Source organism: Ruegeria sp. YTSA072 (genome assembly GCF_059610285.1).
The window spans coordinates 89701-110303 of record NZ_JBXWNI010000002.1; the positions used below are offsets into that span (position 1 = coordinate 89701).

General features: G+C 58.2%; 20 protein-coding genes. 8 read left to right on the forward strand and 12 right to left on the reverse strand.

The window, feature by feature from the left end; translation table 11 throughout:
* The first annotated feature begins 48 nt into the window (after positions 1-48).
* Entirely contained in the window at positions 49-486 is a 438-nt protein-coding gene (locus tag AC2FIB_RS04650) for a DMT family transporter (RefSeq protein ID WP_058275676.1), read from the forward strand.
* On the opposite strand, the gene AC2FIB_RS04655 is transcribed toward AC2FIB_RS04650, so the two are convergent.
* The 3 genes from AC2FIB_RS04655 to AC2FIB_RS04665 form a co-directional block, all read right to left on the reverse strand.
* Positions 470-1156 carry an ABC transporter ATP-binding protein gene (locus AC2FIB_RS04655; RefSeq protein WP_496734094.1) on the reverse strand — a complete coding sequence of 229 codons (687 nt, stop codon included), beginning with the start codon at positions 1154-1156 and terminating at the stop codon, positions 470-472. The two genes, AC2FIB_RS04650 and AC2FIB_RS04655, sit on opposite strands and share 17 nt — an antisense overlap.
* A complete protein-coding gene (locus tag AC2FIB_RS04660; RefSeq protein WP_496734092.1) occupies positions 1149-2444 on the reverse strand; it encodes a lipoprotein-releasing ABC transporter permease subunit in 1296 nt (431 codons plus the stop codon). The genes AC2FIB_RS04655 and AC2FIB_RS04660 overlap by 8 nt, the downstream gene beginning before the upstream one ends.
* 64 nt (positions 2445-2508) lie before the next feature.
* The gene (locus tag AC2FIB_RS04665) at positions 2509-3495 is read right to left on the reverse strand and encodes a DUF6492 family protein (RefSeq protein ID WP_496734090.1); all 987 of its coding nucleotides are present in this window, start codon (positions 3493-3495) and stop codon (positions 2509-2511) included.
* 337 nt (positions 3496-3832) lie between these two features.
* On the opposite strand from AC2FIB_RS04665, the gene AC2FIB_RS04670 reads away from it, so the two are divergent.
* The gene (locus tag AC2FIB_RS04670; RefSeq protein WP_496734088.1) at positions 3833-4183 is read left to right on the forward strand and encodes a hypothetical protein; all 351 of its coding nucleotides are present in this window, start codon (positions 3833-3835) and stop codon (positions 4181-4183) included.
* Positions 4184-4188: 5 nt separating this feature from the next.
* Here the strand turns inward: AC2FIB_RS04670 and AC2FIB_RS04675 are convergent, their stop codons facing one another.
* Positions 4189-5082: a glycosyltransferase family 2 protein gene (locus tag AC2FIB_RS04675; protein WP_496734086.1), complete on the reverse strand. Its 894-nt coding sequence runs from the start codon at positions 5080-5082 to the stop codon at positions 4189-4191.
* Entirely contained in the window at positions 5066-6406 is a 1341-nt protein-coding gene (gene proS, locus AC2FIB_RS04680) for a proline--tRNA ligase (RefSeq protein ID WP_058276849.1), read from the reverse strand. The genes AC2FIB_RS04675 and proS overlap by 17 nt, the downstream gene beginning before the upstream one ends.
* A gap of 168 nt (positions 6407-6574) precedes the next feature.
* On the opposite strand from proS, the gene AC2FIB_RS04685 reads away from it, so the two are divergent.
* The 5 genes from AC2FIB_RS04685 (at position 6575) to AC2FIB_RS04705 (ending at position 12362) form a co-directional block, all read left to right on the forward strand.
* On the forward strand, positions 6575-7939 hold the full coding sequence (locus AC2FIB_RS04685) for an FAD-dependent oxidoreductase (protein WP_496734085.1): 1365 nt from the start codon (positions 6575-6577) through the stop codon (positions 7937-7939).
* Positions 7939-8913, forward strand: coding sequence for an isopenicillin N synthase family dioxygenase (locus tag AC2FIB_RS04690; RefSeq protein ID WP_496734083.1), 975 nt, complete (start codon positions 7939-7941; stop codon positions 8911-8913). Before AC2FIB_RS04685 ends, AC2FIB_RS04690 begins: the two co-directional genes overlap by 1 nt.
* A gap of 90 nt (positions 8914-9003) precedes the next feature.
* Positions 9004-10077: an AI-2E family transporter gene (locus AC2FIB_RS04695; protein WP_058276846.1), complete on the forward strand. Its 1074-nt coding sequence runs from the start codon at positions 9004-9006 to the stop codon at positions 10075-10077.
* 1 nt (position 10078) lies between these two features.
* Positions 10079-10768 (forward strand): HdaA/DnaA family protein, encoded by a 690-nt coding sequence (locus AC2FIB_RS04700; RefSeq protein ID WP_472723227.1) that lies wholly within the window; start codon positions 10079-10081, stop codon positions 10766-10768.
* Between the two features lie 49 nt (positions 10769-10817).
* A complete protein-coding gene (locus tag AC2FIB_RS04705) occupies positions 10818-12362 on the forward strand; it encodes a Ppx/GppA family phosphatase (RefSeq protein ID WP_496734080.1) in 1545 nt (514 codons plus the stop codon).
* 3 nt (positions 12363-12365) lie between these two features.
* On the opposite strand, the gene AC2FIB_RS04710 is transcribed toward AC2FIB_RS04705, so the two are convergent.
* The 6 genes from AC2FIB_RS04710 to scpA form a co-directional block, all read right to left on the reverse strand.
* On the reverse strand, positions 12366-12740 hold the full coding sequence (locus tag AC2FIB_RS04710) for a hypothetical protein (protein WP_496734079.1): 375 nt from the start codon (positions 12738-12740) through the stop codon (positions 12366-12368).
* Positions 12741-12777: 37 nt separating this feature from the next.
* A complete protein-coding gene (locus AC2FIB_RS04715) occupies positions 12778-13773 on the reverse strand; it encodes an endonuclease/exonuclease/phosphatase family protein (protein WP_496734078.1) in 996 nt (331 codons plus the stop codon).
* Positions 13774-13776: 3 nt separating this feature from the next.
* A complete protein-coding gene (locus tag AC2FIB_RS04720; protein ID WP_058275662.1) occupies positions 13777-14457 on the reverse strand; it encodes a molecular chaperone DjiA in 681 nt (226 codons plus the stop codon).
* A gap of 9 nt (positions 14458-14466) precedes the next feature.
* On the reverse strand, positions 14467-14991 hold the full coding sequence (locus AC2FIB_RS04725; protein WP_496734077.1) for a GNAT family N-acetyltransferase: 525 nt from the start codon (positions 14989-14991) through the stop codon (positions 14467-14469).
* Positions 14988-15590, reverse strand: a complete 603-nt coding sequence (locus AC2FIB_RS04730; RefSeq protein WP_496734076.1) for a VOC family protein — start codon at positions 15588-15590, stop codon at positions 14988-14990. The genes AC2FIB_RS04725 and AC2FIB_RS04730 overlap by 4 nt, the downstream gene beginning before the upstream one ends.
* 104 nt (positions 15591-15694) lie before the next feature.
* Positions 15695-17821, reverse strand: coding sequence for a methylmalonyl-CoA mutase (gene scpA, locus AC2FIB_RS04735; RefSeq protein ID WP_496734075.1), 2127 nt, complete (start codon positions 17819-17821; stop codon positions 15695-15697).
* A 168-nt stretch (positions 17822-17989) separates the two neighbouring features.
* On the opposite strand from scpA, the gene AC2FIB_RS04740 reads away from it, so the two are divergent.
* Positions 17990-18436 carry a DUF4174 domain-containing protein gene (locus AC2FIB_RS04740; RefSeq protein WP_496734074.1) on the forward strand — a complete coding sequence of 149 codons (447 nt, stop codon included), beginning with the start codon at positions 17990-17992 and terminating at the stop codon, positions 18434-18436.
* 76 nt (positions 18437-18512) lie between these two features.
* Here the strand turns inward: AC2FIB_RS04740 and AC2FIB_RS04745 are convergent, their stop codons facing one another.
* Positions 18513-20558 (reverse strand): ATP-binding protein, encoded by a 2046-nt coding sequence (locus tag AC2FIB_RS04745; RefSeq protein WP_496734073.1) that lies wholly within the window; start codon positions 20556-20558, stop codon positions 18513-18515.
* Positions 20559-20603 lie beyond the last annotated feature (45 nt).

Below are 20603 nucleotides of genomic sequence, written 5' to 3' on the forward strand. Positions count from 1 at the left end.
GCGGCTTGGCGCAATGATCCAGATCAACGAAGCGGGAGGATACGGGCAATGACACAATACGCAGCCATTATGCTGGCGGCCGGGATCGGCGTTCCGATTCTGGCGGCTTTGAATGCCGCACTGGGCAAGCTGATCGGGTCCCCGACAACCGCCGGCGTAGTCCTGTTTGCCATCGCGTTCGTGGCGTCAGCCCTGGTCATGCTGCTGTTTCCAGGAATGGAAGCGCTATCCAAAGTGGCCCAAGCCCCGAAACACTTGTTGCTGGCCGGTGTTTTGATTGCGTTTTATGTTCTGTCGATCACGCATGTCGCCCCCCATTTCGGGGTCGGCAACGCAGTGTTCTTTGTTCTGCTGGGACAGCTGATCAGCACGGCGGCCATCGATCATTTTGGCCTGTTTGGTGCTCAGGTCACGCCGCTGACATGGATACGGGCCGGGGGCATAGCTGTGATGGCGGCCGGTGTCGCCATCACTCAACTGGCTTAAGAACACCCGCCTCCAGCCGCAGTTTTCGGTCCATCCGCGCGGCCAGATCCATGTTATGCGTGGCAATCAGCGCTGAAAGCCCTTCATCCCGGACCAGCGACATCAAAGCAGCAAATACCTGATCCGAGGTTTCGGGATCCAGGTTACCGGTCGGTTCATCCGCCAGCAAAACGCGTGGTTTGTTCGCCAGGGCCCGGCAAAACGCAACACGCTGCTGCTCGCCCCCTGACAGGGCGGCGGGGCGGTGTTTTGCACGTGCCGCCACTCCAACGCGGTCCAGCAAGGCCATCGCTCTGTCCTGTGCGGCCTTCTCGGATACACCGTTAGCCAGTTGCGGCAGGGTGATGTTTTCTAGCGCGGTAAACTCGGGCAACAAATGATGGAACTGGTACACGAACCCAACGTCCTGTCGTCTAAGCGCTGTACGGGTTCGATCCCCCCTGCCCGCTACATTCTGGCCAGCGATCTCGACCGATCCTTCATCTGGTTTGTCCAGTAGTCCGGCAATGTGCAACAGTGTCGATTTGCCTGCGCCAGATGGCGCGACCAAAGCCACAGCCTCACCTGCGCGCAATTCCAGATCGACACCGCGCAGCACCTGAACCTCGCCCGGAGTGCCCTTGAGGTAGGTTTTGGTTAGACCGTTCAACCGCATCGTCAGATCATTCATAGCGCAGCGCCTCAACCGGGTTCAGCCGCGCCGCGCGGCGGGCCGGGAAATAGGTGACGATGAACGACAGCCCCAACGACAGCCCAATCGCCTTGAGAACATCTGAAAGGTTCAACTCGGCGGGTAAGGAATAGATGCCGCGAATGGACGGATCCCAGACGCCGCCGCCCATGACGTAGTTCACGAAAGAGAAAATCGGGTCGATATAGATGGCAAACAGACAACCGAGGATCACGCCCATAACGGTGCCGATGATGCCAGTGAACGCACCACAGATAAAAAAGACCCGCAGGATCGACCCTTCGCTCAGGCCAATGGTGCGCAGGATGCCAATATCGCGCCCCTTGTTTTTCACCAGCATGATCAAGCCCGACACGATATTCATTGCCGCAATCAAGACGAGGATCGACAGGATGATAAACATCACGTTGTCCTCGACCTCAAGCGCACGCAGAAATCCGCCCGAAGCATCCTGCCACGTCCAGATCTGGCTGCGCCCGCCTGCTGCCTCGAGGATGGGAATCAGAACCGGGGTCATTTCCTCGGGCCGTTCGACCATCACTTCGATCTCGTCGGCCACACCGTCGCGGTTGAAAAAGCTCTGAGCTTGCGTGAACGGCATATAAACGCGGGTGCGGTCGATGTCATACCGCCCGGCCGAGAACACATAGACCACCTGATAAGCGTTCACGCGCGGAGACGTCCCAAAGGCGGTTTTCACCCCATTGGGTGAGGTCAGTTTGACCGTGTCACCAACCGTCGCTCCGATGCTGCGCGCCACACCGGACCCAATGGCAATCACATCCTCACCGTCTTGAAACTGGGTCAGATCACCGACAGCCTGTTCGCTTTGCGCGACGCCGGGCAGATCGCGCAAGTCGTCGGGGCGGATACCAAAGACCTCGACCCCGCTGCTGCGATCGCGATTGGTAATCAGGACCTGCCCTTTGACCAGCGGGGCCGCGCGTTCCACGCCCGGAACCTGCGCGATCCGGCTGGTCATCTCTTCATATTCCGCGATTGTGCGGTCAACGCGCCCCTGCGCATCAAACTCTCCGGCGGAGTACACAGTCACATGGGCGTTTGCGCCCAGAATCGTGCCAACGAATTCGGACCGAAATCCAGAACGGACGGCCAGAGTGGCAATCAGGGCAAAGACGGCCAGCGTGATCCCGATCAGGGAAATCCAAGTCATAACGCTCACGCCACCTTCGGCACGGCGCGCGCGCAGGTAACGCCACGCGATTTTCCACTCAAATGGGGCAAAGGGCGGGGGTGTTCTGGCCATGCCTGCTCCGGTTATTTTGTTGTCGCGACCCTTTCGGCATTTCACCGGATGGTCAAGCCGGTTGTCAGCCGGTCAGCGTTGCCGCGCGGTTTAGCACCTCTTCGGCGCGCGGTCGGGTACAAATACCCCTGTCTTCCAACTCGGAAAACACACGATCCCGCAGATCGCCGGGCAACAGCGACAAGGCGCGGTTATGCAGACCCAACGTCAATGCAGCGGGATCATCCAGCATCGCCAACTGCGATGCCATCTCTTCGGGCGAATAGGTCGGCCAGAGCCCGATATTGCATTGCGCGTGGTCCTCGAACCACGGTGCATAGCCATTCGGCGATTTGAGGCAGAACGCATTCAGCAACATAAACTCGGACGGTCGCCTGCGCGATCCAAACAACGCCTGCACCGAACCGTAGCGATCATTGATCTCGTCCAACAGCGCCAAGGCCAAGGATCGGCGCATCGCGAAAGGGGTCGCAAATGTCGTGGTCCTTAACCCGTTGAGGTCGGTACCTGACGCGCCCAGTGCATCAAGGCTCTCGACCAGCCAATTGCGGTGGTAATCGCTTTGGACGTCGATGAAAGCGATACGCGCCGCACCATTGTCAGCAAAGAACTCAGTCGGGTCAAAGCTGCGCAGAAAGACGTTCTTGTTGTCTAGGATAACCATGTTCTCGGACGAAGCAACGCGCGCGGCGCCCAGCTTCAGAACTTGCTGACTGCGATACCCGTTGGACCCGCGCCACCCCTGCCTGCGAATGCCGGGAATACGAAACCGGTTTTCGATCAGGATCCGATCCGACAAGGATCGCCGCGCGTACTGACCGCGCTGCAACAACAGGTCATCGCCGCCCAGGACCTGAACCTTGGATCGCAGTGGGCCGTATGAAGCCAAAAGGGGTTCGATTTTTGCCCTGAGCGTATCTTCGTCGCAGTCATTCATGATCACGTGAATCGACGAAACCATGTCCGGATCGACAAAATGGGCAAAAGACAGCGCCTGAAGTTCAAGCAGGGGAAAGTCCCTGGAATACACGACGGTCGCGAAACTCAGCACAGCGCGGGCCCTTTTATCGTTTTGCTCGGTTTATCAGCAATTTCGGCGCGGTCAAATTCACTCTCAAAGCCTCGAAAATGCGAGTCAATAGAGCCACCGGTCGAACGGTCACTCGAACTCAAGGAGATCATTCGCCGCTAAAATATACCGCTGGTTGTGACGCTCTTCACAGACAGCCCGATATTGTTTCAGGTATGAAGTCAATGTGAGCATGCGAGGTAAACTGACCTCAAAATGCAACATTTTTATCGCAATTTTATTTCGCGTTTTGCTTATTTTTGGAAACTTTGTCACCCTGATTGTGGGGGAAAACAATTTTTTAGAGCGGGGGTCGCTCATGAGTATTCGAATTGAAACTGAACAATCGGACACATTTTTGGTCCGACAAACATCGACAGAATTGGATTGTGAATCCGCAGTTCTTCTGCGTGCAACGATCCTTCCGATCTTTGCCAGCGCTGCAAGCTGGGCTGGTTTGACCGACATCCTGAACGACAAGGGGTATCGCCTGGTCTTCCGGGATGGACGGATGTGCCTAACCGATCAAACCACCGGAGACCGGGTTTGCGGTCTGCGTTTCCTGGGTCTTGAATTCAGGGATCTGGTGCGACGGCTGGGCCGTCCAGTCGTTGTCGCACGGGGCCATGAGGCAGACGGAGATGTTCTGACTGCCCGACCGACAGCCTGACGCGCCTAAAAGCTGCGCCAGAACTGAACGGATCGGCGCGTCGTCTTCCACAGACTATGGCGCGCGGCGGCTTTGATGGCATCCGACGTGCCGGGCTTTAACAAGCGCTCAAGGATCAGCGCCGCGGGCATGTGACCGCGTTGGTAATATCGAGCGAAATCGGATTGTGTCAGGCCATCGGCCGACTTGTACCCGCCGTAGTAATTCATCCAGACACGGGCGTAGTCTTCCGCGGTTGCGGCATCGTCACTCGTAGCGCCCCTGCCCCAGAACATGGATATCGGGTCGTCAATGCGCTCGCCCTGATACCCTTCGGTCAAAAGGCGTAACATCAGATCGTAATCGGCCGCGACGCTAAACTGCGTGTCATGTCCGCCCAGCACCAAAAACACATCCCGCTTCAGCAACACAGAGTTATGACAGAACGGCATCCGCTGCAGAATCGCAGTCAACGACATCCGTTTCTCTCGGCTTTCCGACCCATCCTCGAACCGGCGCAGGGTCGAGCCGAACAGGAAAGCCGGCTGTGTCGCTTCAAGCCGATCAGCGACGATGTTCAAAATGTCGTCGGATGCCAGCGAGTCATCCGAGTTCAGAAACAACAGATATTCCCCACGCGCGGCCTTCGCGCCCTTGTTCATCGCGTCATACAAACCGGCATCCGGTTCGCTTATCAGCCGGGTGCGAGCTGCGTCCGCAGTCAGGTCCTGTAAAACCTCGACCGTACCATCGGTCGAGGCCCCATCCTGAATTATATGCTCAGCCCGGTCGCAATTCTGACGAGCCATGCACTCAATCACCTCGCGAAAACCGTCCTGCCGTCCTTGCGATAGCAGGTCATAGGTCGCGGTGATGACCGAGATCAGCGGCGTGTCTGAGGTATCAGGCGATGCGCTCATAGATCTCGGCGATCTTGGTTACGGCGGCTTCGGGGGACATCTCCTCGCTTTCGCCTGTACGGCGACAGGTCAGTTCAACCACTCCGTTTTTCAGACCGCGCGGACCAACGGTGATACGCCAGGGCAGACCAATCAGGTCCATGGTGGCAAACTTGCCCCCTGCCCGTTCCTTTCGGTCATCATACAACGGGTCGAGGCCCAGCGCAGTCAGCGCGCCGTAGATCTTGTTACAGGCGGCGTCGGCCTCGTCATCACCCTGCTTCAGGTTGACGATACCGCAATGGAAGGGAGTCACGCCTTCAGGCCAGATGATGCCCTTGTCGTCATGGCTGGCCTCGATGATCGCGCCGATCAGGCGGCTGACGCCGATACCGTGGCTGCCCATGTGAACAGGAACCGGCTTTCCATCGGGGCCTTGAACAGTTGCGCCCATGGCTTCGGAATACTTGGTGCCGAAGTAGAAGATCTGACCAACCTCGATCCCGCGCGCCACGCGGCGACGCTCTTCGGGGACCTGATTGAACAGCGCCTCGTCATGGGTTTCATCCGTGCGCGCGTATTTCGAGGTGAACTCTTCGAGAATGGCCTGACACTGCTCGTGGCTGTCATAGTCGATCTGACGATCACCAAAGGTCAGGTCGGTGACTGCACTGTCATAGAACACCTCAGATTCACCGGTGTCGGCCAGAACGAGGAACTCGTGCGTGTTGTCGCCACCGATAGGGCCGGAATCGGCACGCATCGGGATGGCTTGCAGACCCATGCGCTCGTACGTGCGCAGATAGGTGACCAGATGGCGGTTATAGGCGTGCAGCGAGTCTTCTTTGGTCAGGTCGAAATTGTAACCGTCTTTCATATAGAATTCGCGGCCACGCATTACGCCGAAACGGGGGCGGATTTCGTCGCGGAACTTCCACTGGATTTGGTACAGCGTCAGCGGCAAGTCTTTGTAGCTGCTCACATGACCGCGGAAGATGTCGGTGACCAGTTCTTCGGCAGTCGGTGTGAACAGCATATCCCGGTCATGCCGGTCTTTCATGCGCAGCATTTCCTGACCGTAGTCATCATAACGCCCGGATTCGCGCCACAGGTCCGCCGACTGGATGATGGGCATCTGGATCGCGATGTGGCCAGCGCGTGCCTGCTCTTCATGGATGATGTTTTCCAGCTTACGCAGCACTTTGAAACCCAGCGGCAACCATGAATATATTCCGGCAGCAGCTTGCTTGATCATCCCGGCGCGCAGCATCAGCCGGTGGCTGACGATCTGGGCCTCGGAGGGGTTTTCCTTGAGAACGGGCAGAAAGTAACGGCTGAGGCGCATTGGTGAACCTTTAAAGGTGAATTTGGACTTCAAAGTTGCTTATTCCAAAGCCCCGCCGGGGGCAATCATGCATTGGTTAATTTGCGACCTCGGGCCAGTCGGTTTTTTGATTGACCCGCCAGTCAGGGTTTTCAATTGTGACTGAAATACCAATTCCAGGGGGCACCCATGCAAACCATTCAGGAACCCGCGCGTCAAATACCGGTTGTTCATCAGACAGACGTTCTTGTGGTCGGGTCAGGACCGGCAGGGCTGGCCGCCGCGCTGGCCGCCGCTCGGGCCGGGGTCGAGGTGTCGCTGGTCGACCGCTTCGGCTGCATGGGTGGCAACATCACCGCCGTGGGCGTTGAGGGCTTCGCCTGGTATCGCCATGAACAGACGGTCGAAGCTGGTGGAATCGGCATGGAGTTCGAGACCCGCGCCAAGGACATGGGGGCGGCCGTACCAGAGAGCCAGTCGCTGAGCTATGAGTTGGACAGCGAGGGTTTCAAGCTAGTGGCCGACAAGCTGGTTGAAGAGGCAGGCGTTCATCCGATGCTGCACCGGCAATTCGTCGCTCCGATCATGGAAGGTGACCGGATCACCGGCATCATCACTGAATCCAAAGCTGGGCGCGAAGCGATTCTGGCCAAGGTTGTGATCGACGCCACCGGCGACGCCGATGTTGCCCACCGCGCAGGCGCGCCGACGTACAAGACCGCCCGCGAAGACATGATGGCCGCCTCGGTCATGTTCCATCTGGCCGGTGTCGACAAACGCGCCTTCATGGAGGGCGTCAAGGCCGACCCCCAAACCTACAAAGACTGGGGCGGCGGTGGCGAGTGGAATATCGAGACGAGCGGCAAAGAAGACGACATGTTTTCGCCCTTCGTCCACAAACCATTCCAACAGGCCATCGATCAGGGCCTGATCCCGCCGCATCTGAACACCATCGCGGGCACATGGGGTGCAATGCACGACACGGGCGAGCTCACTTACATGAACCTCATACATCTGGGCGAAATCGACGGGACCGACCCCGACAGTCTGACAAAGGGCGAGATTGAAGGCCGCCGCCAATCCATGCTGGCAATCGAGGCGCTTCGTCGCTTTATGCCGGGGTGTGAGAACGCGCGGCTGCGCAATTTTGGGATGACCATCGGCATTCGCGACACGCGGAAGATCGACGCAGTCTATAACATGACTGAAGATGACGCCCGCCATCAGGGCCGGTTTGAGGACACGATCGGCATCTACCCTGAATTCATTGATGGCTATGGCATCCTCATCCTTCCGACTACCGGGCGATATATGCAGGTTCCCTATCGCTCGATGCTGCCCAAAGGCGTCAAAGGCCTCTTGGTTGCGGGCCGCTCGCATGGTGCGGACAAAGTTGCCCACGCTGCAACCCGCAACATGGCTTGTTGCGCGGTCATGGGTCAGGGTGCGGGAGTTGCTGCAGCCTTGTCGCTAAAAAGCAATCAGGGTCTGCACGAGATGAACCTCGCCCCCGTTCACACCGAGCTGGATCGGCAAGGCGTGAGGATTCACTGATGCAATCAATCCCGACGATCGACATCTCTCCGCTGAAGGACACGGCCCATCCGGACCATGACGCAACCGTTCAGCGGATATTGGACGCCTGTACCGACATCGGCTTTCTCTCCATCACAGGCACTGGGGTTTCGCCTGACACCGTTAATCAGGTCCGTGCCAAGACGCGCGCAATCTTTGGCATCGATGAACAGAGCAAGTGGGATCAGGCCATCACCCGCAACAATTATCGCGGATATATCCCCATGGGTTTCTTCACGCCCAATGATGGCTCGGGCAAGGCGGACAAATACGAAGGTTACAAGCTTCATTTCGAAGTTTCCGAGGACCACCCGGTTCGTGATGACTGTGCGCTTTATGGCCCGAACCTCTGGCCAGCTGAAGTACAGGGCGCGCGGGAAGTGATATTGGAGTATTGGTCGCAACTGGACCACGTAGCCGAACTGCTGCTGGGCGCGCTTGAAATCGGTCTGGCTCTGAAGCCCAACGTCCTGATAGCGGCCTTTGCCACCCCCATGACAAACATGACGCTGTTGCACTATCCGCCGCAGGCACCGGATGAGGAAGGCTTTGGCATTCATCCCCACAAGGACACGGATGCCCTGACGATTATCGCCCCCGACCCCGTTGGCGGGCTAGAAGTGCAGACCCGCGATGGCGGATGGATCACCCCGGATTGCCCACCCGGCGGGTTTATCGTGAATATCGGCGACATGCTTGAGCTGTGGTCGGGTGGACGGTTGAAATCAACGCCGCATCGGGTGGTCAACAAATCTGGCAAAGAACGCTATTCCTTCCCTTATTTCGCGGTTCCGCGTCACGACGTGATCGTCGAGCCACTGTTACCGCCGCTGCCCGGCTTTGATCGCCCTGCGGTTCACTGCGGGCATTGGTCCGCAGAAATATGGCGCACAAACTGGCCCGATGAAACCGCCACGGCTGATACGCCCGAGCTCGGAACGCTGGACTCATAATTCCTGGAAATCCCCAAGGCATGAACCGCTTGCATCGCGGGACCGGTTAAGCCAAGAACACCGGTAAGAGCCAAAAACAAGGGGACAAGCATGGCCTTGCCGGTAAAGGATCAACTCAGGTATTGGGGCGTCGCGGCTGCCATTTTTGTGCTTTGCCTATGGGCACTTGGAGACGTTTTGCTACCCTTTGTGATTGGCGGTGCAATCGCCTATTTCCTTGACCCGATTGCAGATCGTCTTGAAAATCTGGGCCTGTCGCGCATGGCAGCCACTGCGATCATCACAGTTGTTGGCATTCTGGGCTTTGCTCTGGCAATCCTGATGGTTGTTCCCGCGCTGATTACCCAGTTGATCGAGTTGGTCGAAGTTATGCCAAGCCTGTTCCAACAGCTGCGCAGCTTCATCGAACAACAGTTCCCGTCCCTTCTGGACCGCGAATCCAATTCGCACCAATTCCTCGTCTCACTGGGCGAAACGCTGAAATCAAAAACAGGCGATGTCTTGCAATCCGTCGCTGCCTCATTGGGTTCAGCGATCAACGTCGTGGTTCTGTTGGTTATTGTTCCGGTTGTGGCTGTCTACATGCTGCTGGACTGGGACCGCATGATCGCCCGGATCGGGGATCTGCTGCCTCGCGATCACGCCCCCACGATCAAACGCCTGGCCGGTGAAATTGACGCGGTTCTGGCCTCATTCGTTCGCGGCATGGGCACGGTCTGCCTGATCCTTGGCACCTATTATGCCGTGGCGCTGATGGCGGTCGGCCTGCAGTTCGGACTGATCGTCGGTTTCATCGCGGGTCTGGTCACATTCATTCCCTACCTCGGCGCCCTGATCGGCGGAACGCTGGCCATCGGTCTGGCGCTGTTCCAGTTCTGGGGGGATTGGGCGCAGATCGGTCTGGTCGCCGGAATCTTTGCGCTGGGTCAGGTAACCGAAGGCAATTTCCTGACGCCAAAGCTGGTAGGTAGCTCAGTGGGTTTGCACCCAGTATGGTTGCTGCTGGCGCTGTCAGTATTCGGCGCCTTGTTCGGCTTTGTCGGAATGCTGATCGCTGTGCCTGTTGCTGCCGCACTGGGCGTGCTGGCGCGGTACGCAACATCGGTCTATCTGGGCAGCCGTCTATATACCGGCCTCGAAAGCGCGGATCAGGAAGACCTCTAAGATGGCCCTTCAGCTAAGCTTTGATCTTCCGGCCAAAACCGCGCTGGGGCGTGAGGATTTTTTCGTCTCTCCCGCGAATGCACTTGCGGTTGCAATGATCTCGGCCACGTCCTGGCCCGGCAACAAACTGGTCCTGAGCGGCCCTGCGGGTGCAGGCAAAACCCATCTGGCACATGTCTGGGCGGCGGAAACCGGTGGTCGGATAATTCAGGCCGCGGATGTGCGTCACGAAGACGTGCCGGATCTGGCACGCGCGCCTGTCGCGGTCGAAGACGTCCCAATGATCGCGGACGACTTAGAACAACAAAAAACGCTGTTTCACCTGCACAATCTTGTGTTGGCCGAAGGCAACGCCCTTCTCATGACTGGACGGCTGGCCCCTAATTTCTGGCAACTTCCGCTGCCCGATCTCCAAAGCCGGATCGAGGGCGCGCATCACGTAGCGCTTGACCCGCCGGATGACGCATTGCTGGGCGCGGTACTGGCCAAGCTGTTCGTGGATCGGCAGTTGAACCCCAGCCCCGAAGTCATCGCCTATCTGGTCAAACATATGGACCGGCGCTTTGAAACTGCCGCCAGTGTGGTGGCGCAACTGGACCAGCTTGCGCTATCGGAAAAGCGCGACATTACCCGCGCCTTGGCGGTGCGTGTTTTGAGCGCAGATTTGGATGATATCCAATCTGGGAATTGACCCACGCCGGGTCATCTCGCATTCTGCACGCGGAATATCTGGAAGAGACATGGATCAAACTGTCGTTACCGAAATCCCTGACTGGGGTCCGTTCGGAAAACCCCTCTTTGATGACCCCCAAGCCCGAGCTCTGTCACGCGTGGGCGTGGTTGACGTCGGATCAAACTCAGTCCGGATGGTGATCTTTGACGGTGCCGCGCGCTCACCGGCTTATTTCTACAATGAAAAAGTGATGTGCGAGCTCGGCGCGGGCCTTTCAGACACGGGGCGGCTTAACCCAACGGGTCGCAAACGCGCCCTGGCCGCTTTGGGCCGGTTTGCCCAACTCTCCGATGACCTTGGCCTGCCCGGCCTGCATGTCGTCGCCACTGCAGCCGTACGCGAGGCCGAGGATGGCCCCGAGTTTTGTGCCGAGGTCAAAGCCGAAACCGGCCTGACCGTGTCGGTCATCAACGGCGATGAAGAAGCTCGCCTATCCGCGCAGGGTGTCCTGCTTGGATGGCCCGGCGCATATGGCCTGATCTGTGACATCGGCGGGTCCTCAATGGAATTGGCCGAGATAGGAGACGGCGGTGTCGGCCGGCGCCTGACTTCGGCGCTGGGGCCACTGAAACTACGGGACATCAAAGGCGGCCGGCGTGCACGCAAGGCGCACATCAAGGCTACGATGGAGGATCTGCGCGACCAGATGGGGCCGCAGCGCGATCGCCTGTTCCTTGTAGGCGGAAGCTGGCGGGCCTTTGCGCGTCTGGACATGCTGCGTCGGGGTTACCCCCTGAACGTTCTGCATGAATATCGCATGACCACCAAGCAGGTGCGCGAGACTATTAAATTCATCGAGAAAGGTGACCCGGAAAAGCTGCGCAGCAAAGCCGGTGTGTCGGGATCACGGATGGCGCTGATCCCCTATGCGATGGATGTGCTGGCACGCTTGATCCGCACGTTCAAACCCAAGGATATCGCCATTTCCAGCTATGGTATCCGCGAGGGTCTGCTTTACGAGCAGATGCCACAAAACCTGCGGGACCGTGATCCGTTGATTGAGGCGAGCCGTTTTTCCGAAGCCAAGGACGCCCGCCTGCCCGGTTTCGGAAAACATCTGCTCGATTTCGTGATGCCGCTGTTCAAATCAGCCCCACCCGCGCGCATCCGCCTGATAAAGGCGGCCTGTCTGTTGCACGACGTCAGCTGGCGCGCACATCCTGACTATCGCGCCGAGGTCTGTTTCGACTACGTCACACGTGCCAATCTGGGCGGCTTGAAGCACTCAGAACGAGTCTATATCGGGCTGGCCCTGCAGCACCGGTATCGCAACAAACGCGAGGGCAACCGGTTCACCGCACTGTACGAACTCCTAGACGAGAAAGACCAGAAACAGGCCGAGATCTTGGGAAAGGCCATGCGGTTTGGTGCTATGCTGTGGATGCAGAACGATGCGCCGATGGCGACTTTGAAATTTTACCCCAAGAAGCAACAACTGGACCTGTTCTTGCCAACTGCAGCACGCCCCCTGTTCAACGAAGTGGCCGAGGCACGGCTAAAGTCACTCGGCAACGCTTTGAAATCCGAAACCCGCGTCATCATCCGGGGCTAGATATCAAATCTCGGTTTCGCCCTCGGGCGGGCCTTCAGGGATCTCTGGCTGTATCTCTGGGTCTTGCGGCGGCTTTTTTCGGATAATTATATCGCCGTTAGGCAGGATCTCGGGTGTTTCATAGGCGCTCCAATCCTCAATCTCATCTGCCAGCTCGGCCAAGGCGGGCCCCATTTCCGCAATAAATGACTGCATTGCAGGGCCAAACTGTTCAGCGAGTCCCAGCAGTTCATCCAATGCAGGCTCCATCTCCTGGCGCAGGCCCTCAAAGAACAGCTCTGCCCCCTGCTCCATCAGGGATATGTTCCCCTCTTCCTCGGCAGAGGCCGGAAGAGCAATAGTGACGGTCAGCGCGCAGATTGGAATGAAACGTCTCATATCGAAAACATAGGGCAACTAAAAGTCGGTTGGAAGGTCACAGCTCGATATCCAGAGTGACAGGGAAATGGTCAGACGCGGTTAGCAACGCTGCATGTAGATCCTGCGCATCACGGCAAGCCGGATCGCGAAACGGATGCCATATGCGCCAGTCTGGGCGACGATCCTTTAACCCATCGCTGATCATAATATAGTCCAGCAACGCCTCAAGATACCCGCGATCTTGGGGCCGATAAAAGCGCGCGGTTGACGGGCGTTCACCCGGTTCTGACCTGAAGGCCCTATCCGCGTGGGGGTCAAACACCCCCGATTGCAGCAGGATTTCAACCGATGAGCGACCAAACAGGTTTTCGAACTCGTCCAGCCCCGGACCATCGTTCAGATCGCCCATTAAGATCACCTGTTCATCAGCTGCCAGATGCGCCTTGATCCGCCTGCCCAGCCAGATCGCCTGAGCCAGCTGTTTCCGACGATTGGCGATCGAGATGCGGATCGCCGCATCGCGGGTTTCCGCCCCATGAGGCGCCTTTGACTTCAGATGCGCGCCAATAAGACGGAACCGTTCGCCTGCCTTGGTTTCAACTGCCAATTCCATAGGCGGCTTGGAAAACTTCACCTGATCCTCGGTTGCGTCGATATCGAGGTCGATGTGAAAAACCTGATCGAAACGCGGAGCCCGTTGCCCTCCGTCTTTTGGATCATGTCGCACCGTCAGAACGCGCGTGTCATACAACAAGGCCAGTTCTTGATGTGTATCGTTGGCAAATCCCATCACGGCTTCGCTGGTGCGCAGATCGAAAGCCTCGGCAAAGTTTTGTAGCGCGCGGACCGTGTTCTGAGATTTCCCTGTGTTTGGTGCTTCGACAACCAGCACAGCATCCGCATCGATCGCCGTCAGAACCTTGGCGATAGCCTCGATCTGCTGCGCTTTGGTGACATCATGGCGACCTGACCAACTGTCATCGGCGATCAGTTCGTCATGACGATCAAACAGATTGGCGAACCACTCGATGTTATAAGTCGCGAGGCGCATGCCTCAGGCCTGCGCGCCGTTGATTTCGTCCCAGGCGCGGTTGATGTCGATCATCTTCTTTTCAGCCAAACGTACGGCCTCTTCTGGGACACCACGTGCCAACATCGCATCAGGATGTGTTTCGCGCACAAGTTGCCGCCAAACCTTACGAATATCGGGTAACGGCATGTCCCGTGGCACCCCAAGAACCGTGTAAGGATCATTGGGCGCATCAGGCACAAAACGGGCACGCAAGGCCATGAACTGCGCATCGGTCTGGCCGAAAATATGGCTGACCTCTTCCAGAAACTCGTTTTCGTTGGGGTGATAGAACCCGTCCGCCATGGCGATGTGGAACAACCCCTCCATCAAATCGCACAACGTGGTGCTGTCTTCGGAAAACATGCGCGCGATCTTGCGGGCGTAGTCCTGATAACCCGCGACATCTGTACGGGCCATGTTGAACACACGTGCCGCGCCTTCCTCGTCATCACGTGCGATCTGGAATACGTCGCGGAAAGCGGTGACCTCATCTCGCGTAACCTGCCCATCCGCCTTGGCCATTTTCGCACCCAATGCGATCACAGCGATGGTGAAAGCCACCGACCGTTCGGGCGGCGAGCGCAGCTTTTCAAAGACTGCGGTAAGGCTTTCACCCTGGGCAAGCGCGCTTAGCGCATCGGATATACGGATCCAGATCGACATGAGCGCACCCTAGCGTCCCAAATCGGGACTGTCAGGTGCAACCAAACCGTCTGCGGCAAGAATTTTCTGCATCAGCACAAGGTCCAGACGTTTCCCCCACTTGAACCCAACCTCGGGCATGCGCCCGACCTCGACAAAGCCCACGGCCGCGTGAAAAGATACTGCCCCCGGATTTGCCGAAGAAATCCCCGCCACCAGTGCATGAGTTCCCTCTGCCCGGGCGGCGGCCTCAAGCGCCCGCATCAAAACGCGCCCCGTACCTTGTTCACGCGCATCAGTGGCCAGTTGGATCGTTAGCTCTCGGCACTGCGCGTATCCCGGACCGGATCGAAACGGACCATAGGTGGCAAACCCAAGGATCTGATCGTCCTGTTCAGCCACAAGATAGGCCGGACCGCGCGCTTCGATGTCACGTGCAATGTTGTCCACGCTGCGTTCGTCGGTTGTGAAGGTTACCAGCGTGTCGCGGATGATCGCATTGGTGACCGCAGCTATCTCTTTGGCATCCGCAGCTTTGGCCTGCCTGATTTTCATTCTAACACGCGCTGCCCATACGGAGTTTCGAACTCTGCCCGCAATGCGGCCGGGCCTGTGTCGAATACCACAACGTCCATTTGGCCTAGCAGCTTGGCAAGCTCCAGCGCGTCCGGATGAAAAACCACCAACCGACGCAAACGGCAGCCGCTATCCTGCAGCATATTTGCCGGATGCAAATCTCCGTGCCACTGAATAAGCGCCGGGAACAGATTGTCGAAGGGCAGACGCCCGTTTGGCGGAACCGCCATTTGCCAGCTCAACGCGCCACGGGCCAGGTCGATCGGGTGGCCCACCCCATCCGGAAATACGGTCAACGAGGCCGAAATGTCCGGCACCCGGCATATCCAGTTGCTAAGGCGCGGCGCGCCCTTGAACCGGTCCAGATCGAACCATCTGGTTCTTTGCGGATTCGGTGCCTGTGGGTCAATCGCGATGGCCTCAAGGTACAGGCCGTCTCGCAACCCCAACAAGCGGTTATATGTGCCGAATCTTTCATGCTTGCCGCCGTCCTGCAGCGGTACTCCCAATGCCTGTTCGACATGAGCAGACGCTTCTTCGAGCGTTTCACCCGCAACAGCCAGATGATCCAGTAACACGCGGTGCCTCCTATGAAAAACGACCAGACCCTTTCGGATCTGGTCGCATGTTTTCCTTAAAGGCGGTGGATCACAAGATTTTTCGACGAAAATCTTTGAAAGCCTCAGCCTTTCGCTTCACCGATCAGGCGCAGGATGTCCTGAGCGGCTTCTGGGATATTGGTGCCCGGGCCAAAGATCGCTTTGACGCCGTGATCATAGAGGAATTGATAATCCTGCTGCGGGATCACCCCGCCGCAGATAACAAGAATATCCTCGGCACCGGCTTTCTTCAGCTCTTCGACCAGTTGCGGTGCCAATGTTTTATGACCCGCTGCCTGCGACGAAATACCGATGACGTGCACGTCGTTGTCCACGGCGTCCTGCGCGGCCTCAGCCGGGGTTTGGAACAGCGGGCCTACATCCACGTCAAACCCGATATCCGCAAACGCGGTTGCGATCACCTTGGCACCGCGGTCATGCCCGTCTTGCCCCATCTTGACCACAAGCAGGCGTGGACGGCGGCCTTCGGCCTCGGCAAACTCTTCGATGGATTTCTGGATCGCTGCAAAGCCTTCATCGCCTTCGTAGGCCGCGCCATAGACACCGGCCAGCGTTTTCACTTCGGCGCGGTGGCGACCGAATTCTTTCTCCATTGCCATGCTGATCTCTCCTACGGATGCACGGGCGCGGGCGGCCTCAACGGCGGCGGCCAGCAGATTTCCACCTTTACTGGCGGTCTTGGTCAGCGCGTCCAGCGCCGCTTGGCAAGCGGCCTCGTCGCGGGTGGCGCGGATACGATCCAACCGCGCCACCTGAGCTTCGCGCACGGCGACGTTGTCGACATCCAGAATGTCGATCGGGTCTTCTTGTTCCTTGCGGTACTTGTTGACGCCGACGATGACCTCGTCACCCCGATCGATCATGGCCTGACGGCGGGCGGCGCTTTCCTCGATCCGCAGCTTGGGCATACCGCTGGCAACGGCCTTGGTCATGCCGCCCATTTCCTCAACCTCTTCCATCAAGGCCCAGGCTTTTTCGATCAACTCGTTGGTCAGGCTTTCGATGTAGTACGAACCAGCCAGCGGATCCACGACATCAGTGACCCCGGTTTCCTCTTGCAGCACCAGCTGCGTGTTCCGCGCGATACGGGCCGAGAAATCAGTGGGCAGCGCAATCGCCTCGTCCAACGCATTGGTGTGCAGCGACTGCGTGCCGCCTAGAACCGCGCTCATCGCTTCATAGGCGGTGCGGATCACGTTGTTATAGGGGTCCTGCTCCTGCAGCGACACGCCGGATGTCTGGCAATGGGTCCGCAGCATCTTGGAACGCTCTGATTTCGCACCAAAATCCGTCATCACCCGGTGCCACAGCGTACGCGCGGCGCGCAGTTTGGCGATCTCCATGAAGAAGTTCATGCCGATGGCAAAGAAGAAGGACAAACGCCCGGCGAACTTGTCGACGTCCATGCCAGCCTGCGTCGCGGCACGGACGTATTCCCGACCGTCGGCTAGCGTATAGGCCAGCTCTTGCACCAGGTTCGCCCCGGCCTCTTGCATGTGATAGCCCGAGATCGAGATCGAGTTGAATTTCGGCATCTCATTCGAGGTGAATTCGATGATGTCCGAGATGATCTTCATCGAAGGCTCAGGCGGGTAGATGTAGGTGTTGCGCACCATGAACTCTTTCAGAATGTCATTCTGAATAGTGCCGGACAGGACGGATTTGTCATGCCCCTGCTCTTCGCCTGCAACGATGAAACTGGCCAGAATTGGAACCACCGCCCCGTTCATGGTCATCGATACCGAGACCTTGTCCAACGGAATGCCGTCGAACAGGATCTTCATATCCTCGACGCTGTCGATTGCCACACCGGCCTTACCCACGTCACCGACAACGCGCGGATGGTCACTGTCATAACCGCGGTGCGTCGCCAGATCGAAGGCGACCGACACACCCTGCTGACCGGCCGCCAGATTGCGGCGATAGAACGCGTTTGATTCTTCAGCGGTCGAGAAACCCGCATATTGGCGGATCGTCCAAGGGCGGCCCGCATACATGGTCGCCTTCACACCGCGCGTGAACGGCCCGAACCCAGGCAGCGACCCCATATGCGGCAGTTCAGCGGTGTCTTCCTGCGTGTAAAGAGGTTTGACGTCGATGCCTTCCAAAGTCTCTTTGGTCAGGTCGTCCAACGGGCGTCCGCGCAGCTCTTTTTCGGCCAGCGCTTGCCAGTCTTTCGTATCGGTCATTGCGTATTCCTTTTCTCAATTCGGGTCGCGAACAGGCATTGCCTGCGCGTTTTAACGTTCGGTGCCGCGCGTCGCGGCAGGTGTAAACGCGATATTTTGAAGCCTGCGTGCATTTCGCCGGTCGCATTCACCGGCGCAGAGGCTATATTCAAACGAACAGGAGGCCCTATGATACGAACGCTTGCCCTTGTTTTCTCGGCACTATTCCCGCTGGTCGCGATGGCGGCAGATGGGTCTGCGCCCGCCGATGAAGATTTTGTCCGCCCCGCTGGTGATAGCGAGCTGAGCGAATACTTATGGGTCAACCGGCCCATCGTCGTCTTTGCCGATACGCCAGCCGATCCGCGTTTCCGGCAGCAAATCGACATGCTTCTGGAAGGCGAAGAAGCCATGCGCGACCGGGATGTGGTCGTACTGACCGATACCGATCCGTCCGCCCGTTCTCCGATCCGGTCACAATTGCGCCCCCGCGGCTTCCAGATGGTGTTCGTCGACAAGGACGGCGTGGTTAAACTGCGCAAACCCTCGCCGTGGAGCACACGTGAAATCGGCCGTTCCATCGACAAAACGCCCCTACGCGAACGCGAAATCCGTGAACGGCGCGGGGGCGGCTGAGCGCTTTCGCCACGCCCAAAGCTCCCGGCGCGAACCGCCGAGAAACCATGGAGATATGGCGAAAACGCGATCATGATCACTCGAACTCGATGATCACGTCGTCCACGGCGAGGTTGTCGCCGGGGCCTGCGTTGACTTTGGACACGACACCTTTCTTCTCGGCGCGCAGGATGTTTTCCATCTTCATCGCCTCAACAGTGCACAGTGCCTGACCTTCCTGCACTTCCTGCCCCACTTCGACATCGATCTTCACGATCAGGCCGGGCATCGGGCACAGCAGCATTTTCGAAGTATCCGGCGGCAGCTTTTCGGGCATCATACGGGCCAGTTCGGCCTGACGCGTCGTACGGACATGGACTTTGAGGTCCGCACCCCGGTTGCGAATACGGAACCCGCCCGAGATTTTTCCGACCTTCAAAACCAGCGGGCTGCCATCGACGTCCAGCACCGCCAAGTGATCGCCCGGCGTCCAGTCCGAAGTGACCCGCATGGTGGTACCGTCCGAGAACGTCACGGTTGACCCATCGCGATCCGCATCAATCTCAACTACATATTCCTGCCCTTGCAGTGTGACGACCCAATCAGAGCCGACTTTGCGTTCGTGATTGTCCATTCGGCCAGAAACGCGGGTGCGGCGAATCTCGGCCACGCGGTGCATTGCAGCACAGGACGCCGCGATCCGGCGCAAGTCGGCCTCGGGCAGTTCAACGCCTTCGAACCCGTCGGGATATTCCTCGGCGATAAAGGCCGTGGTCATGTCACCGCTGACGAATTTCGGATGGTCCATCACAGCCGACAGGAATGGCAAGTTGTGGCCAATGCCTTCGACCTCGAAACTGTCCAGCGCGACGCGCATCGCCTCGATCGCCTGTTCCCGCGTCGGAGCCCATGTGCACAGCTTGGCGATCATCGGGTCATAGTACATGCTGATCTCGCCGCCCTCATAGACGCCGGTATCGTTGCGCACGGCTGCTTCACCTTCGGGTGCTTCGCCTTGCCATTTATCGTTCACCAACAGCGGACCAGAAGCAATCTCTTGCGGCGGACGATAGCGGGTCAGACGACCAATCGACGGCAGGAAGCCGCGATACGGATCTTCGGCATACAGGCGGTTTTCGATGGCCCAGCCGGTCAGGGTCACGTCGTCCTGTGTGATCGACAGCTTTTCACCCGCCGCCACTCGGATCATCTGCTCAACCAGATCGACACCGGTGATCAGTTCGGTGACCGGGTGTTCCACCTGCAGACGCGTGTTCATTTCCAGGAAGTAGAAGTTTTTTTCGCCATCGACGATGAATTCAACCGTACCGGCGCTGGCATAGTCCACGGCCTTAGCCAGTGCCACGGCCTGTTCGCCCATCGCCTTACGGGTCGCTTCGTCCAGGAAAGGTGACGGTGCCTCTTCGACCACTTTCTGGTTCCGACGCTGGATCGAGCATTCACGCTCGCCCAGATAGATGCCGTTACCGTGGCTGTCGCATAGAACCTGAATCTCGATGTGACGCGGCTGGGTCACGAATTTTTCGATAAAGATCCGGTCGTCACCGAACGAATTCGCGGCCTCGTTTTTGGACGACTGGAAGCCCTCGCGCGCCTCTTCATCATTCCACGCGATCCGCATGCCCTTTCCGCCGCCGCCGGCACTGGCCTTGATCATGACCGGGTAGCCGACTTCGTTGGAAATCTTGACAGCTTCTTCTGCGTCTTCGATCAGCCCCATGTAACCGGGAACGGTGGAAACACCGGCTTCTTGTGCGATCTTCTTCGAGGTGATCTTGTCGCCCATGCTTTCGATTGCCCGAACCGGCGGGCCAACAAAAGCCACGCCTTCTGCCTCAAGCGCCTCGGCGAATTTCGAATTTTCCGACAGGAAGCCATAACCAGGATGCACCGCCTGGGCCCCACTCTGGCGAATGGCATCCATGACCTTGTCGATCACGATATAGGACTGGTTCGCAGGCGGCGGGCCGATATGCACCGATTCATCCGCCATCGACACATGCAAAGCGTTCTTGTCTGCATCCGAATAGATGGCAACGGTGCCGATACCCATCTTGCGGGCTGTCTTGATGACCCGGCAGGCGATCTCGCCCCGGTTGGCGATCAGGATCTTGTTAAACATGGAACGTCCTCTGTCTTGATGTTCTGAGAACGCAAAACGCCGCCG